14 protein-coding genes and 1 riboswitch are annotated in these 16,344 nt (G+C 39.5%); of the genes, 3 read left to right on the top strand and 11 right to left on the bottom strand.

Features of this window, described 5'->3' with window-relative positions; genetic code table 11:
- Positions 1-4: 4 nt before the first annotated feature.
- From AOB46_RS03515 to tsaE, 7 genes are all read right to left on the bottom strand, one after another.
- Positions 5-496 (bottom strand): hypothetical protein, encoded by a 492-nt coding sequence (locus AOB46_RS03515; protein ID WP_062696644.1) that lies wholly within the window; start codon positions 494-496, stop codon positions 5-7.
- Between the two features lie 82 nt (positions 497-578).
- A complete protein-coding gene (locus tag AOB46_RS03510) occupies positions 579-2,861 on the bottom strand; it encodes a cation:proton antiporter (RefSeq protein ID WP_062696643.1) in 2,283 nt (760 codons plus the stop codon).
- Between the two features lie 194 nt (positions 2,862-3,055).
- Positions 3,056-3,766: a LytR/AlgR family response regulator transcription factor gene (locus AOB46_RS03505; protein ID WP_062696642.1), complete on the bottom strand. Its 711-nt coding sequence runs from the start codon at positions 3,764-3,766 to the stop codon at positions 3,056-3,058.
- Positions 3,744-4,514 carry a histidine kinase gene (locus AOB46_RS03500; RefSeq protein WP_082377003.1) on the bottom strand — a complete coding sequence of 257 codons (771 nt, stop codon included), beginning with the start codon at positions 4,512-4,514 and terminating at the stop codon, positions 3,744-3,746. Before AOB46_RS03500 ends, AOB46_RS03505 begins: the two co-directional genes overlap by 23 nt.
- A 106-nt stretch (positions 4,515-4,620) precedes the next feature.
- On the bottom strand, positions 4,621-4,992 hold the full coding sequence (locus AOB46_RS03495) for a hypothetical protein (protein ID WP_062696641.1): 372 nt from the start codon (positions 4,990-4,992) through the stop codon (positions 4,621-4,623).
- Positions 4,992-6,185, bottom strand: a complete 1,194-nt coding sequence (locus tag AOB46_RS03490) for an alanine dehydrogenase (RefSeq protein ID WP_062696640.1) — start codon at positions 6,183-6,185, stop codon at positions 4,992-4,994. Before AOB46_RS03490 ends, AOB46_RS03495 begins: the two co-directional genes overlap by 1 nt.
- A 70-nt stretch (positions 6,186-6,255) precedes the next feature.
- A complete protein-coding gene (gene tsaE / locus AOB46_RS03485) occupies positions 6,256-6,663 on the bottom strand; it encodes a tRNA (adenosine(37)-N6)-threonylcarbamoyltransferase complex ATPase subunit type 1 TsaE (RefSeq protein ID WP_062696639.1) in 408 nt (135 codons plus the stop codon).
- Between the two features lie 211 nt (positions 6,664-6,874).
- Here tsaE and dnaG point away from each other — a divergent pair, with 211 nt between their 5' ends.
- On the top strand, positions 6,875-8,857 hold the full coding sequence (gene dnaG, locus AOB46_RS03480) for a DNA primase (RefSeq protein ID WP_062696638.1): 1,983 nt from the start codon (positions 6,875-6,877) through the stop codon (positions 8,855-8,857).
- Positions 8,858-8,963: 106 nt separating this feature from the next.
- Positions 8,964-9,650 carry an ATP-dependent Clp endopeptidase proteolytic subunit ClpP gene (gene clpP / locus AOB46_RS03475; RefSeq protein ID WP_027373257.1) on the top strand — a complete coding sequence of 229 codons (687 nt, stop codon included), beginning with the start codon at positions 8,964-8,966 and terminating at the stop codon, positions 9,648-9,650.
- A 126-nt stretch (positions 9,651-9,776) separates the two neighbouring features.
- Here clpP and AOB46_RS03470 read toward each other — a convergent pair whose 3' ends face one another.
- The gene (locus AOB46_RS03470) at positions 9,777-10,901 is read right to left on the bottom strand and encodes a T9SS type A sorting domain-containing protein (RefSeq protein WP_062696637.1); all 1,125 of its coding nucleotides are present in this window, start codon (positions 10,899-10,901) and stop codon (positions 9,777-9,779) included.
- A 76-nt stretch (positions 10,902-10,977) separates the two neighbouring features.
- Positions 10,978-11,168: riboswitch (cobalamin riboswitch) on the bottom strand.
- 217 nt (positions 11,169-11,385) lie between these two features.
- Between AOB46_RS03470 and AOB46_RS03465 the strand changes: the two genes are divergently transcribed.
- Positions 11,386-12,678: an esterase-like activity of phytase family protein gene (locus AOB46_RS03465; RefSeq protein WP_241489153.1), complete on the top strand. Its 1,293-nt coding sequence runs from the start codon at positions 11,386-11,388 to the stop codon at positions 12,676-12,678.
- 302 nt (positions 12,679-12,980) lie between these two features.
- Here the strand turns inward: AOB46_RS03465 and tpiA are convergent, their stop codons facing one another.
- The 3 genes from tpiA to AOB46_RS03450 form a co-directional block, all read right to left on the bottom strand.
- Positions 12,981-13,739: a triose-phosphate isomerase gene (tpiA, locus tag AOB46_RS03460; protein ID WP_062696801.1), complete on the bottom strand. Its 759-nt coding sequence runs from the start codon at positions 13,737-13,739 to the stop codon at positions 12,981-12,983.
- A 73-nt stretch (positions 13,740-13,812) separates the two neighbouring features.
- Positions 13,813-15,936, bottom strand: coding sequence for a S9 family peptidase (locus AOB46_RS03455; RefSeq protein WP_062696636.1), 2,124 nt, complete (start codon positions 15,934-15,936; stop codon positions 13,813-13,815).
- Between the two features lie 26 nt (positions 15,937-15,962).
- Positions 15,963-16,313: a TerB family tellurite resistance protein gene (locus tag AOB46_RS03450; protein WP_062696635.1), complete on the bottom strand. Its 351-nt coding sequence runs from the start codon at positions 16,311-16,313 to the stop codon at positions 15,963-15,965.
- Between the last annotated feature and the right edge of the window lie 31 nt (positions 16,314-16,344).

The raw sequence follows: 16,344 nt of genomic DNA, 5'->3' as shown, positions 1-16,344 counted from the left end.
CATATTAATCTGTTTTCGGGGTTATGTTTTCATTATAGCTTATCCCCATGATACTGCTGGCACTTCGGGGATCATAAACAGACCAGATATTTCCCCATGAAAAAAGAAACGTCCAGCTCGGGTAAGGAGTTTTACTTTTTCGGGCGGGTGGAATTTCCAGAACCCTGGACAGGAACTTATTATTCCGGTGGAATACCTGCATTTCTTTTTCTTCGGTCCATTCATCCCAGTTTTTAGGATCAGTTTCTTCCCTGGTATTCATATGGATGCTTTCAAGATGGTCTCCTGAAAAGCAGAGTTGAAAGCAGAGCTGGGAATCTTCAATAGTGATGGCATTAAAATAATACCAGAAGTATCCTGTTTGTACATCCCACATATTATAATAGCGGGATTTATAAAAGTCAGTCTGCTGCAGATCTGCCAGCAGCATTCCCCTCTGCAGGAAGGTATTGAATGCTGCCAGCTCTACAGTTCCGTTTTCAGTATTGATCAGCATATATTGTTTTGGAACGATAAATATAGCTGTTTTTAATGACAATGCTGAATCCGGAAGATATGGACTAATGAACTGTTCTGTTTTATGGGTTGGAAATAATCAAAGTTGAGGGAATATCAGACAGCCAGAGGCTTTTCGTGTCGATCAGGTTTTTCCAGCTTTTACTGCTGATCAGCATCAGGTCCTGACCATTCAGGAATTCTTTCTCTATCTTTTTTTCGTTGTATAAAGTGATGTGATTTGGGGCAACCTGTTCAATGCCCCGGATCAGTTCTTTCACCTCGATATTGTTGCGGATCTGTCCGGCAGCATCTAAGATGATAATCTGGGAGTTGTTATTGTTGATTAATCTTTTAGCATATTCCAGCAGGTAAAAGTCACTGAGATTAAAGATCGGCACAAAAACTTTATCGGCAGACGTAAAATCTTTTTCCACCATGATTCCCACCGGAATATTGGTTTTGTCCAGAATCTGTAATGTAAAATCGTCAAAAGGAGAGTTGTTGAAAATATTTCCTTTCCCTTTTACCGTATTCAGGAGCTTTTCCGGATTGATAATCTTTGTGGTAAAGCCAAGCAGTCTTCCCAGCAGGCTGCCTTCATACATGGATTTGCCCAGCATGATCAGGAGAAGATCATAATTTCCCTTATTGGAAATACTGGTAAGATCATTTTCAATATCGGTGGAAGCTTTGAAAAGAGTGGTCACTTCCAGCTTCAGGTCATGTGAGGTTTCAATAACATTTTTGAACTGGGCTTCTTCATATTCATTAATATCATAAGCGTGCATTTCATCAACCGGAGCAATATTCATGGCCGTAATGCTTTTATTGCCGTTCATTTTATGAGTGAAATCATGGGCCAGCTTAAGCAGGGTACTTCCGGATTCTGGTTTATCAAATGACAATAGTACGCGGTACTTTGCTTCGTTTTCATTGTGGGTATCTTCATCTGTATCTTTCTTAGATTTAAAAATGAAATTGATGAAATCCAGGGCCGGGCCGGTCATGAATGTTGTAAATAAAGCCATAATCACAAGCATGGCGAAGATTTCAGGGCCTAAAACACCCAGATCATATCCGATATTCAGAACGATAAGCTCCATCAGTCCTCTGGTATTCATCAGAGCGCCAATTGTTAAGCTGTCTTTCCAGTTGATTCCTACAAATCTGGCAGTGAGCGCACTTCCTGCAAATTTCCCTACTACAGCGGTAAGAATAATCAGGCCTGCTGTTATCCACAAATGACTGTCGTTCAGAAGTCCGATCTGTGTACGCAGTCCGGTAAATACAAAGAATAACGGAAGAAGAAGAACCAAGGCCACGTCTTCTACCTTATCAATGAAGAGTGTCCGGAATTTAGCATTTTCAGGCATAATTGCCCCGGCCATAAAAGCTCCGAATAAGGCATGGATACCAATTACTTCGGTAGCATAGGAAGAGAGAATAAGTGTGAGGAAGAAAATAGCCACCATGGGTTTGCTGATGGTGTTTTTTCCTGCCTGAAGATCACCAACCCTTTTCAGGAATGGTCTTACAATTTTAATCATTAAAAATACATAAGCGATAGCCATGATGATCACATAAATGGAACTTGCAAAAGACCCTGCCTTTACAATGGCTATAACAGCTGCAAGGATGCACCATGCCGTGATATCATCTGCCGCAGCACAGGTAATGACAATTGTTCCCAGTTTGGTTTTCTGAAGGTTTCTTTCCTGAACAATTCTTGCCAGTACCGGGAAAGCTGTAATACTCATGGAAATAGCTATAAATAAGGCAAATGATGTGAACTGAATGCCGTCCGGTGAAAATTCCTGATAAATAAAATAGGAAAGTCCGATTCCCAAAGCAAAAGGAATGATAATGCTGGCGTGACTGATCACCACTGCATCATGCGCTTTTTTTCTCAATACGCTCAGATCCAGCTCCATACCTACAATGTACATGAAGAGAATAAGCCCTATCTGGCTGAGAAACTGGAGATTGCCCAGAGATTCTTTAGGAAAAAGGAAAGCTGAAAATTCCGGAAAATACATTCCTACAAGAGAAGGCCCGAGAACAATTCCGGCAATCATTTCACCAATAACGCTCGGCTGTTTAATCTTCATACAGATCCATCCGAAAAGACGGGCCACCAGAATGATGGTGACAATCTGGGCCAGAAGAAGGGCCAGCGGATGATGAAGATTGGTCCTGAAAGACTCCTGGAAATTATCCCAGGTAGAGCCTGTGCTTGTTTTCGCAACAATATTTTCCTTGATTTCCAATGTCTGGCCTTCTATGATAAAAAAGTACATCAGACATGAAAAAAAAGCTATAGTAGCAATATAAAAAATTAAATTTCTGTATTTCCCCCAATTCATGATTCCAATATTTTAATGCAAAGTTGATAAGAATATATTGATGTTAGACATGCTTCCTCCGAAAATGTAACGAAGCTTCCGAAAAATGTAATAAAATCTATTTGATCTCAGTTCTGGGTAAGGTTTGAAGCTGGGAGATGGAAGAGGGAAGTTATGAAGTCGTCAATGATAGATATTGTTTTTTAAGGTAATCTCTACTTTCCGAAGCGCTCCAATAATGAACTTCTATAAGCTTCTCCAATCTGAAGTTTAAGGAAATGATCCCCTTCAGCAGGAATGGTCGTAATAATTTCGTTGGTGGAAAATATTTTGATGGAAGAAAGCGCGATGATCTCTTTTTTGTTGATCTGGGCAAAGTCTTTGGCAGGAAGCATTTCCAGCAGGGTTTTAAAGCTGAGGTTTTTCAGGACAATGTCTGTTCCGTCATTCAGGATGATGTCTTTATCCCGGCTGTCAATCTCAGAGGTTTTGATATAGGCAATCTGTTCTGTAAAAATGACGGTTTTCCCGATATTGGTATTCCATTCTATAAAATCCTTTTTAAGAGGTACAGAAATGAGTTCTTTGGCTTTTTCAAAGGCCTGGATCAGTCTTTCTTTTCTGATGGGTTTTCTTACATAGTCCACCACATTCAGGTCAAAAGCTTCTGCAGCATATTCCTTGTAAGCGGTAGTGAAGATGATTTTTTTAGAGGCCGAAATCAGTTCGGCTACCTGAAGCCCTGTCATTCCGGGCATTTCAATATCCAGGATACAGAGATTGCAGTCAATACTGCCAATTTCATTTAAAAATACCTTGGGATCATTGAACGCTTTTACCACCTCTACATGATCAATCTGTTCACAGAGGAGCTTCAGATAGCTGATAGCCAGCAGTTCGTCATCAAGAATAACGCATTTTATCATGGAATTCGCCTAAATTGATTTTTAATTCTGCGGTGAAGATACCGTTTTTTGAATTTTTTTCCAGCTGATAACAATTGTTGTAGATCATTTTCAGCCTTTGGTCCAGAGACTGGCTTCCGAAGCCGCTCTTTTCTTTTTCCAGTACATTTTTCAGTGAAGCTTTGTTGCTGACTTTCATTGTAAAAATCCTGTTTTCAAGCTCCATATAAACTGAAATAAAAGAATCCTGTGCCAGGAAATCCGTATGCTTGAAAGCATTTTCAATAAGGTCTACAGAAATCAGCGGGGCAAAAACTTTCTCTTCATACATTGCGTCTGATTTATTAACTCTGGATTTGATCCTGAAATCAAAGAGAGGATTTATTTTGATCTTATTGATTTCGATGAGGCTCAGGGCAAAATTCAGTTCTTCCTTTGGGCTGACGAATTTGTTGTTGCTTTCGTATAGAATATAATCCAGGACATTTGCCAGTTTATCCAGTGACATATAGGTCTGGTAGGCGTGCGACTGGACGGAATTAAGGATGTTTTTAAACAGGTGCGGATTCAGCTTGGTACCAATATGTTCCAGCTGAACCTCATTCAGTTTCTGTTCAATAAGTTTATTGGTTTCAGAAAGCCTTGTATTCCGCTGTCTGAGTTTGCCGTTCTGGCTAAAAAGATAAATACTCACCGTCAGAAAAAAGAAAATAGCAAATACTCCAATGAATATCAGATAATCGTGGATCATATAGTAATTGCCATCCATAAATAATTATTTAGCGTAATGCAAAATTAAAAAAGATCAGCTTAGCATCTGAAAGGATAAAGATGACTTTTTCCTGTATGGAAAGTTTTCTGTTGCCGGGAAATAGCTATCTTATTTTTTTCAGGCTGTTCAGCGTAGCATTTTCCTCACATTTTTCAAAAGTGATTTCGTATACCGGATTCTTTTCAGGGTAAGTCAGAACATAATCAGGACACGGTTTTTTCTGGGCGTGGCTTCTGTCAAAATCAATCTTTCCTTTGGTAATGATGCTGTCTTTGAGAAACTTTTCGTCAACCTTATACGTATTCATTTCCGTTTTAAAACCTTCAGAATATTTGAAATCTTTGGAAAGGGTTTCCGCAATTACACGGCTGTTAGGCAGATAGCCGCTGCAGCTTGCTCCCTTTTTGTTTAATATAAAGAATACGATAATGAGCCCCGGAACAAGGCCTATTAAGTAGAATTTCAGTTTTTTCATTAGAAAATTAAAAGATTGATATCGTGGTAAGTCAGTCCGAAGCGGTCACAGATGATCTTTTTCGTATGCCTTCCTTTGTACATGTATAAGCTCTGCTTCATTTCATTTTTGCGGATCAGCATATTTTCAAATCCACCTTCCTCATCATAATTAAGAATATAGGAAAGGAAGAAATTAGAGATTGCTTTTGTGGTGGTTCTCGGCATTCTTGATGTAAGATTCGGAAGCCCGCAGTGGATAACGCCGTGTTTGATGATGTAAGGGTCTTCCATTGTTGTCAGCTCGGAAGTTTCAATTACCTTGCCGTTGTCAATGGTAATGTCAATAATAACGCTGCCTTTCTTCATATTCATTACCATATCTTCTGTAACGATAGGGGTCATATTCAGCCTTGGAAGGGCTCCTATCACTACATCGGCGCGTCGTAGGCTTTTGCTGAGTTCTTTAGGATCAATAATAGAGGTGGGAACCCTGCTGTCAACAAGCGTATGAAGTCTTCTCAGTTTGGAAAGAGAATTATCAAAAACCCTCACGCTGGCACCCAGCCCGATTGCGGCTTTGGTGGCAAATTCACCTACGATGCCGGCACCCAGAATAACTACTTCAGCAGGCCTTACTCCTGTAATTCCTCCCAGCATTAATCCGTTTGAAAGTGCAAGCAGCTCAGATGCATATAAAATAGAGACTGTTCCGGCAATTTCGCCGACCAGTCGTACTAAAGCCAGCTGTTTATATTCGTCTACAATAAATTCAAAAGCAATGGCATTAATTTTTTTCTCTGCCAGCTTTAAAAAATAATCTTTATCTCTCAGATTGATCTGAAGCGCTGAAACCAGATACGTATTAGGCTTCATATAATCAATTTCATCCTCAGTAGGCGGGTTAATCTTAAGGATCAGATCCTGTCCGAATGCTTCTTTCGGATCATTGGTAACCCTGGCTCCGGATTCAGAATACTGGAGATCTGTAAAAAAAGAGCCCTCTCCGGCACCAGATTCTATAATGATTTCGTGGCCGTGTTCTACCAATACCTGTACCGCGTCCGGAGTAATGCAGGTTCTCCTTTCATTAAGACAGGTTTCTTTAGGAATCCCAATACTGAATTGTTTCCCTTTCTTTATAACCTCCAGCTTTTCCTCTTTCGGCATCAGCTCTTCTTCAGTGAAAGGAGTAAAAATATTTGTAGTACTCATTCTTTAAATTAAATTAGGTCTTACAGATCGTTATTTTACCATTGAATTAATAAGCAAAGATACACAATATTTAATCGAATGTGATTTCTCTTTCATCACCTGTATTAATGATGCTCATTGTGTGATAATTAAGTCCGTACAGCTCTTCTTCATATACTTCCGGCCATTCTATGATACATAAAAAAGCGTTGTCCAGATATTCTTCAATGCCAATATCGTACACTTCTTCAATATTTTTCAGACGGTACAGGTCAAAATGATACACTTTTCCTTTCGGAGTATTGTATTCATTCACGATGGAGTAGGTAGGTGAATTAACCTCATCATTACTTCCCAGTTTTTTAAGCATAAACTGGGTGAAAGTGGTTTTTCCAGCTCCCAGATTTCCCTTTAAAAGAAAAATATTATGTTTTAATTCCGGGATAATGGTGTCAACAACTTTCTGCCAGTCTTCAATGGTATGTATGGTGTAATTCATGATGGATTTAAATTTTAAAATACAGGTTAACCCGACACGGCAAATTTAATTCTAAATTACCAGCAAAACAAAAACAGGCCTGAAAATACTTCATACCGGCTTTCCCTATGAAAAAGACACCAATTACTTTTGATCCGTTTGTCGTTTTGTTATCCCGTTTTACTTTTTTTGGAAGTTTTTTTTCTTCAAACTAAATATTTAATTTTACACTATGATTTCCAAACAGACCATAGATAAAATTTTCTCAACGATACGGGTAGAAGAAATAGTAGGAGAGTATGTACAGTTGAAGAGAGCCGGGTCTAACTTCAAAGGGCTTAGTCCTTTTCACGATGAAAAGACCCCCAGCTTTGTAGTTTCTGCCAGTAAGCAGATCTGGAAAGATTTTTCCACAGGAAAAGGAGGAACAGCCATTTCTTTCCTGATGGAGATCGAAAATTTTACTTATCCTGAAGCGCTTCGCCATGCAGCAAAAAAATACGGGATTGAGATTGAAGAAGATCAGCGTGAATTTTCTGAAGAAGCTAAGAATGCTCAGTCAGAAAGGGACCAGCTCTATAAGATTCATGAAGTAGCCAATGCTTATTTTCAGGATACACTCTGGGATTCTGAGGAAGGGAAAAGTATCGGTTTGTCCTATTTCAGGGAACGCGAATTGAAAGATGATACGATCCGGAAATTCCAGCTGGGATATTCCCCGGAAAAGAAAAATGCTTTTACCGCTTATGCGTTGGAAAAAGGATATACTAAAGAAATTCTTGAAAAATCCGGACTTTCTATTTTCCCGGAAAATACGCCTGCGGGAGTGGACCGTTTCCGGGAGAGGGTTATTTTCCCGATTCACAGTTTTTCAGGAAGGGTATTGGGATTTGGAGCGAGGATTTTAAAAAATAATGTTAAAACCGCCAAATACCTTAACTCACCGGAAACTGAGATTTACCACAAATCTAATGTCCTTTACGGTCTGAACCAGAGTAAGCAGGCTATTTCAAGGAAGAATGTCTGCCTTCTGGTGGAAGGATATATGGATGTGATCTCGCTGCATATGTCCGGAATAGAGAACGTCGTAGCAAGCTCGGGAACCTCCCTGACGACTGAGCAGATCAAGCTCATCAAAAGGCTTACGGAAAATGTAACGATTCTTTTCGATGGTGATAATGCCGGGATTAAAGCCAGTTTCCGAAGTATTGACATGTTGCTGACGGAAGGAATGAATATCAGAGTGCTGCTGTTTCCGGAAGGAGATGACCCGGATTCATTTGCCAGAAAGCATCCGCAGGAATATGTTGAAAAGTTCATCGAAAACGAAGCGATGGATTTTATCGATTTTAAAGCTGAGATCCTGCTGAAAGATGCAGGAAATGATCCTATTAAAAAAGCGGAGGCCATCCGGAATATTGTAAAATCAGTTTCCTTTGTACAAAATGCCCTGAAAAGAGAGGTCTATCTGAAAGAGGTTTCCAATAAATTCGGATTATCAGAACAGAGCCTGTTCAACGAATTGGATGTACAGAAACAGATTTCCCAGAATCAGACCCAGCACGCCCAACAGCAGAAAGAAAAGGCCGTTCCCAAAATGGAGATCGTACCTCTGGATGAGGAAAGAGGTGATCCTTTCCTTTTTGATGTTCTGTTTATGGAAAATAAGCTTGTGGATCATATGCTGATGTTTGGTGATATTGTTTTAAAAAGGAGAAACGAAAAAAACGAAGAATACCAGATCACGGTAATTGAAGAAATTCTTCATCATTTTGAAGACGAACAGTATGAATTTCTGGTAAAAAGCAATGAAGTCATCATCAATGAAGTAAAAGAAGGCATTCAGAAAGATGAACTGAGAAGCGGAAACTTTTTTGTTTCCTTTATGGATGAGGAAATCACCTCTAAAGTAGTAGATGCGTTGATGCCTTTGGATGATCTTGAAAACTGGGCATCCAGAAATATTTATCCTCCCAACTACGGCGATAAAATTGCTGATCAGGTAAGAGGCGATGTCCTGCTCCATAAATACAGGTACATTGATTATTTAATAAAGGAGACGGCGAAAGAACTCGATCAGTTCAGCAGTACAGATGAAACAAAATATTTTGAACTCATCAAAAAAATCACTTTGCTGAAACAGGCTTCGATGAAGCTAAGTGAAATTATAGAATATTCTCCGATCAAAGGAATTTACGGGAACCGGAAAAAATAGGAGAACTTAAAACAGATATTCTGTGACAAAAAGTCCTATAAAATTTTAGGAATAAAAGTTGTAATTTAAACTTTGAAAAAATAGTATAATAATACATAATAGAAATATGGACATTAAAAAAGAATTCAGAGATTTCTCTGTAAAACATTTAGGAAATAACGGTCTGGTTACCGATCAGTATATGGGAATGTATGGTCCAACCAATCTTACACCTTACATCATGGAAGAAAGAAGATTAAACGTTGCCCAGATGGACGTTTTCTCGCGTCTGATGATGGACAGAATCATTTTCCTGGGAACAGGAATTGATGACCAGGTGGCCAACATCGTGACAGCACAGCTTTTATTCCTTGAAAGTGCAGATCCTTCAAAAGATATCCAGATTTATATCAACTCGCCGGGCGGAAGCGTGTATGCAGGGTTAGGAATTTACGATACCATGCAGATCATTAAGCCGGACGTGGCAACAATCTGTACCGGAATGGCTGCTTCAATGGGAGCTGTTCTTCTGGTTGCAGGAGAGAAAGGAAAACGTTCTGCGCTTAAACATTCAAGAGTAATGATTCACCAGCCTTCAGGAGGTGCTCAGGGAGTGGCTTCCGATATGGAGATCAACCTTAGAGAAATGCTGAAATTGAAGCAGGAACTTTATGAAATTATCGGTCACCACTCAGGGCAGACTTACGAATGGGTAGAGAAATCTTCTGACAGAGATTACTGGATGACCTCTGAAGAAGCTAAAGGCTACGGAATGGTAGACGAGGTTTTACAGAGATCTACAGAGAAAAAATAATTTTTCCTTAAGGATGAATGAAAAACGCACCAATTTGGTGCGTTTTTTTTGTTTATAATGTTGAATATTAAAGCTTTGTGCTGTTTTTCAGACCTGTTAGGTTTTTATTATGCGAACTCATATACGTTATTTTTTAATAAGCTTATGAACCGATGTATTTTTTGAGGTTTTAATCTCCACCAGATAAATACCGGCTGATAAAGACTGAATATTTATTTTTGAAGCCTGGGAAACCAATACTCTCTGTCCGGAAACCGTATAGATATTGACTTCTTTTACATCATCAGCTGTTTCTATCTGAATAAAGTCACTTGCCGGATTCGGATAAATTCTGAATATTTTCTTCTGAACATCAGAAACACCTAAAACTTCCTGTGACGCTTCGGTAGGGGTAAATGGTAATCTTTGTCCGAAGCTTAAACCTAACCATTCATTATCGCTCAGTTGGGTTTGTGATAAAGAGGACTGACCTCTCCAGCCTGAAAGATCTTTCCCTTTGAAAAGTTTCCATGCACTTGTTCCTGCTGGTGTTCCTGTATGGCTGTTTAAAGAAAGGGAAGTGATCTGTCCTCCTGTGGAAGTGAAATTGAAATAAGATGTCTGCGCCTGGATCAGCTGAAGAGCCTGTTCAGCAGTAATAGTTCCGTTGTATCTGATTCCGAAGACAAAAGAATGGGCAGAGCCGTTTGAACCGGTGGTTCCGAAATCAATAATTACAAGACTTGAATTGCTTCCTGTACCAATCCAGTTGGTGATCTGTGATGCAGTATACCATGACGAACTGTAAGCTGGAACCGGAGGTGACGGATGGGAAAGTGGAGGAGTATTATTGGTAAATCCATAACCAAAAGAGGCTCCGTACCATTTTCCGTTTACGAGCGGATCTCCGCTCACGCCGTTATTGAGTGTCATATTTTCAGCAGATGTACCGGACCATGTAGACCAGTAATCATCTGGACTTGGAGTGTGGTGGTTATAATTTAAGCTGAAAAGGAATCCTGATGGAATCTCCACTTCCATTTTAGGTTCTGCTGCGGCAATAGCTACAATGAGATCTTCCATGGTCAGGTTGTCCGAGTCAAAACGGTAACCCCAGGCATAGGAGGAAGGATTGTCATCATCATTGAAGTCAGCAATAAAGTAGGCTTTTTTAGAACCGGTTCCTACCCAGAATTTAATGTCGTTTTCAGTGAACTGGGCTGACAGGAGCTGCATGCACAGCAGCAGGAAAAAAAAGTAGATTTTTTTCATGATATAATTAAATTAAAGTTTTATTCCCGAAACTTTCCTTCAGAAAAAAGAAATGAATAACTTCAAATCCTATGTTCCTGATGAATACAGTTAAGGCAGGTCTCCTGGCTTGCATCAGGAATACGCCTTCCCGGATTTTGATCCAGTGGCACAGTGTATTCCTGTTTAAACAGCTTACAGTTGCGGGTACAGCCCAAGATTTGAATATTCTTCTCACTTGGTTCCCTTTTAATGAACAATGGTTCAGCCTTAAACCACTGCAAATATAGGATGTAAATTTTTGAGGCTGTTTTGTGAATTATTCTTCCTTTTTACATTTTGTTTAATAGATTGGGTGTTTTTTGTTTGATAGATTTTTTAATTCAGTAAAGAATTGGCGATATTGGAGTTTATTCTGATATTTTTCCTGTTTAAAATTAATTAACCTTAAACCCTTCATTGTTAAAGTATATTTATTCTTGCATTTAAGATCAATTTACAATCAATGTCTATTTTCGCTGCCATAAAAGTAAACATGAAAAAACTGCTGATCCCTGCATTGGTACTTATGGTTCTTGTATCCTGTAAAGATGATGAGAATATAGGTAGCCAGGATATTAATTATTCCGGACTTCCTCAGGAACTTCCTTTTTCTAAACTGGCAACTGTAAATGGTGTGGATGTGATTAACGGAGGTTTCGGTTCAGGAGCAGCCGCCCACCCAAGCAGAAAAGGTGAGTTTTATGTGATTACAGACCGCGGTCCGAATACCGATTATCTGAACGGGAAAAAGTTTCCGGCTCCGGATTTTACACCAACTATCATGCATTTTAAGATCAATGCTGACGGAAATATTGAAGTCATTAAATATATTAAACTGAAAAACCCGTCCGGCCAGCCGATTACGGGACTTCCAAATCCCGCAGGAATGGGAAGTACAGGCGAAACCGCTTACGACGTAAACGGAAATGTTTTAGGAACGGATAATTACGGTTTAGACAGTGAGAGTATTGTAGCTGCTGCGGATGGTACCTTCTGGGTATCTGATGAATATGGTCCGCATATTGTACATTACAGCGCAGAAGGGGTAGAAATGGAGAGGATAAGCCCGATAGGCGTCAATACGGGACCGAGAAAGCTGCCTGCCGTTCTTGCTAAAAGGAGAGCGAACAGAGGAATGGAGGGATTATGCATTACGCCAGACGGAAAAACACTGGTAGGAACCATTCAGTCTATGATGCATGTTCCGACCAAAGCTCTGGCTACCAATACTACGTTAACGAGAATTGTAACCTTCGATATTGCCACAGGGAAAACAAAACAATTTTTATATAAACAGGACGGCGGAGCTTCAGATTCTGTATGTGACATCACAGCAATCAGCAATACAGAATTCCTGGTGATCGAAAGAGACGGAAATTTCGGATCGCAGGGTGGAATGAAAAAAGTATACAGGATCAGTCTGACAGATGCTTCTGATGTAACCGGATCTGATGTTGCGGCTGTGGATGGAATGAAAATCAATAACAAGGCACTGGAACAGTGTACGTGGAATGAAATTACCGCTGCCGGAATAAAACCGGTATCGAAAACATTAGCCGTAGACCTGGTTGCCAAACTGGGATATGAACATGATAAATTTGAAGGAATTGTTTATCTGGGAAATAACAAACTGGCTGTTTTCAATGATGATGACTTTGGAATCCTGGATGACGGAAACGGGAATCCCAAAGCAAAAATCCTTCCTAAAACCGGAAAAACAGATAAAGGAACTATGTATGTAGTCGATATTCAATAATTAGATTTTTTTAAAAGAAAACGGCGGAATCGAAGATTCCGCCGTTTTTGTTTCTATAGTAGGTTAGCCTTAACAGAATTCATATTATTTCCCACAGATCACACAAATTACACAGATGTTATGATACTATAAACGCTCTCAAAAGAATAAAAATCAAAGATTTTTAAAGGCTTATATGTTCTCTTTTTTCAGAGTAATGATCAACTTTAAATAAAGCATCTCAATCTTTTGTGGCTTAATAAAAAGTTTAAACAGCTTTTATAATAAATTCCATTGGCTTTAGGCCAATCCTTTTTTCAATATTAATTAAAAGCTTCGATAATTTTAGAGAAATCCTCTAATTTCAAAGCGGCTCCTCCAATCAGTCCTCCATCAATATCCGGCTGGGAGAAGATCTCTTTAGCATTATCCGGTTTTACAGAACCTCCGTAAAGGATAGAAACCTCATCAGCAACTTCCTGACCGTATTTTGCAGCAATGATTCCTCTGATGTGTGCATGAATCTCCTGTGCCTGCTCCGGTGTAGCGGTTTCTCCGGTTCCGATTGCCCAAACCGGTTCGTAAGCAATGACTACTTTTTTGATCTCGTCAGCAGAAAGTGTGAAAAGAGCTTCTTCAGTCTGGCTTTTTACGACATCAAAGTGCTGGCCTGCTTTTCTCTGCTCCAGGGTTTCTCCGTTACAGTAAACAGGGATCAGTCCTTTATCAAGAGCTAGCTTTACCTTTTTGTTGCAGTTGGCATCTGTTTCACCATGGTATTGTCTTCTTTCAGAATGCCCGATTAAAGATCCGGTAGCATCAATAGATTCTAGCATATCCGCGGAAATTTCTCCGGTATAGGCACCGCTTTCGTGAGCACTCATATCCTGGGAAAACACACCTATCTCATCTTTTTCGAAAATATCCTTGGCCATCATCAGGTATAAGGAAGGCGGGGCAATCCATACCTCACAGTTGGTGGCAGTATTGTTTTTATAGCTCAGTAATTGAATCATCAACTGTTGTGCATCAATTACATTTTTGTTCATTTTCCAGTTTCCTGCAACTATTTTTCTTCTCATAGATTTATATATTGATTGATTTACTTTTATATTTTCCCCGCCTATGAATCTGCATAATCTGCGGGGAGTTTTCTTATTTATTAATTCCTTCCAGCTTAAACATAAAGGCATATACCAGGGCCAGATCCTTCAGATAATCAAACCTTCCTGAGGCTCCGCCGTGGCCGTATTCCATATCGGTTTTCAGCATCAGTACGTTTTTATCTGTTTTCATATCTCTCAGTTTGGCCACCCATTTAGCCGGCTCAAAATACTGCACCTGCGAATCATGAAGCCCCGTTGTTACCAGAAGGTTAGGGTATTTTTTCTTTTCTATATTTTCGTACGGAGAGTAGGATTTCATATAGAAATAGGCATCCTTATTATTAGGATTTCCCCATTCGTCATATTCATTAGTGGTAAGCGGAATACTTTCGTCAAGCATTGTGTTGATGACATCTACAAACGGAACCTGTGAAATTACGCCATTCCATAGATCCGGCTTCATATTGGCAACGGCTCCCATCAGCAAACCTCCGGCACTTCCTCCCTGAGCGTACAGATGTTTAGGGGAAGTATACTTTTCTTTGACTAAATATTCTCCGGCATCAATGAAATCGGTAAATGTATTTTTCTTTTTCATCATTTTTCCGTCCTCATACCACTGTCTTCCCATTTCCTGACCTCCGCGGATGTGAGCAATGGCATAAGCAAAGCCTCTGTCCAGAAGGCTCAGTCTTGTGCTGCTGAAAGATGCGTCCATAGAACTTCCGTAAGATCCGTAAGCATATAATAATAACGGACTGGTTCCATCTTTTTTATATCCTTTTTTATACACAATTGAAATAGGGATCCTGGTTCCGTCTTTTGCCGTTGCGAAAAGTCTTTCTGTAGTATAATTTTCTTTATTATAGCCTCCTAAAACTTCCTGTTGCTTCAGAAGAGTTCTTTTTCCGGTCTTCAAATCCTGTTCAAACTGGGAAGAAGGTGTAATCATTGAAGTATATCCGAAACGGAAATTATCTGTATTATACTCCGGATTTTCAGCTGCTGAAGCGGTGTAAACGGGTTCGTCAAACTTTAACGGTTCTTTTTTACCTGTCTTTCTGTCGAAAACGATAAGCTGGGTAAGACCGTTCTGTCTTTCACTGAAAACAAGATAGTTTTTAAAAGCGCTTACGCCCTGCATCAGAACATCATTTCTGTGCGGAATAAAGTCTTTCCAGTTTTCAACTCCGGTTTTGTCTAAAGGTGCTTCAGCGATTTTGAAATTAAGAGCATCTTTATTTGTCCTGATCAGGAATTTATCTTCCAAAGGTGTAACCGTATACAGAACGTTCTTCATTCTTGGCTGGAAAACCCTGAAGGTACCGTCCGGTTTATCAGCATCCAGATACCTAGTTTCGGAAGAGGTTGTTGCCCCGGAATGAATCAGGATGTATTTCTGGTTTTTAGATTTGTATACTGATATGAAATTGGTTTTGTCTTTTTCCTCATAAACAGTTACATCTTTGTTGGGATCTGTTCCCAAAGTATGCTTTTTGATCTTTTCAGACAGAAGGGTAACAGGATTATTCTCAGAATAGAAAATGGTTTTATTATCATTTGCCCATTCAGCATAGCCTCCGGTATTTTTAATGCCGAGATCTGTTGTTTTTCCGGTAGTAAGATCCTTCAGAAATAACTTATACTGTCTTCTGGACACATCATCTACTCCGTAAAGCAGTTTGGTATTATCCGGGCTGATGCTGAAGCCTGAGGCTGCAAAATAAGAATGTCCTTCTGCAAGCTTGTCTACGTCCAGAACAATTTCTTCCGGAGCATTGAGACTGCCTTTCTTTCGGCAGTATTTGTAATATTGCTTTCCTGTTTCCGTACGGGTATAGTAGTAATATCCGTTTTTGAAAACCGGTACAGATTCATCTTTTTCTTTGATTCTGGACTTCATTTCCTGGAAAAGGCTCTCCCTGAAGGGTTCTGTATCTTTCATCATCCCTTCCCAATAGGTATTTTCTGCCTTCAGATAGTCGACAACTTTTGTGGAATCTTTTCCTTTCTTAAAATAATCGATCATCCAATAATAAGGATCATTTACCTTATCACCATGGATTTCCCTGATATGTTCCTGTTTTTCGGCAACGGGGGCCTTAAGGGCGGGGAATTTCTGAGCCTGCATACACGTACTTATTGCTAATATTCCGAAATAAAATTTTTTCATAATATATTTTGTTTTTTTGAATCAGTTTAAGAAATATTCCACAGATTTTTCAAAAGCTTGTAGAAAGTATGCTCTTCATCGGTTACCTTATTGTCAGCTTTGATCAGTGTTTTGGCAAATTCTGCAAATTTTATGCGTTCTTCTTCCGTAGAATCGTCGTGGAAGCATCGTGCGTGAAATTCAAAGTGGTCTTTCCATTCCTCGGGCTGTAATAAAGCCAGGGTTTCAAGCTCATTGTCAAGGTTCATTCTGAACGGAAACTCATCTGCCAGATATTGTTGTACAAGCATTCCTTCCTCAGGAGCAAATTCTCCGTCTACAGAAGAAAGGATCATTAAAAGGTGATACCCGGCGATAGATTTATTTGATTTTTGCATTCTTAATGTATGTTTTTAATATGATAGTTGA

Source organism: Chryseobacterium indologenes (assembly GCF_001295265.1).
Classification (GTDB): Bacteria; Bacteroidota; Bacteroidia; order Flavobacteriales; family Weeksellaceae; genus Chryseobacterium; species Chryseobacterium indologenes_A.
This window is presented reverse-complemented; position numbering and strand designations above follow the sequence as displayed.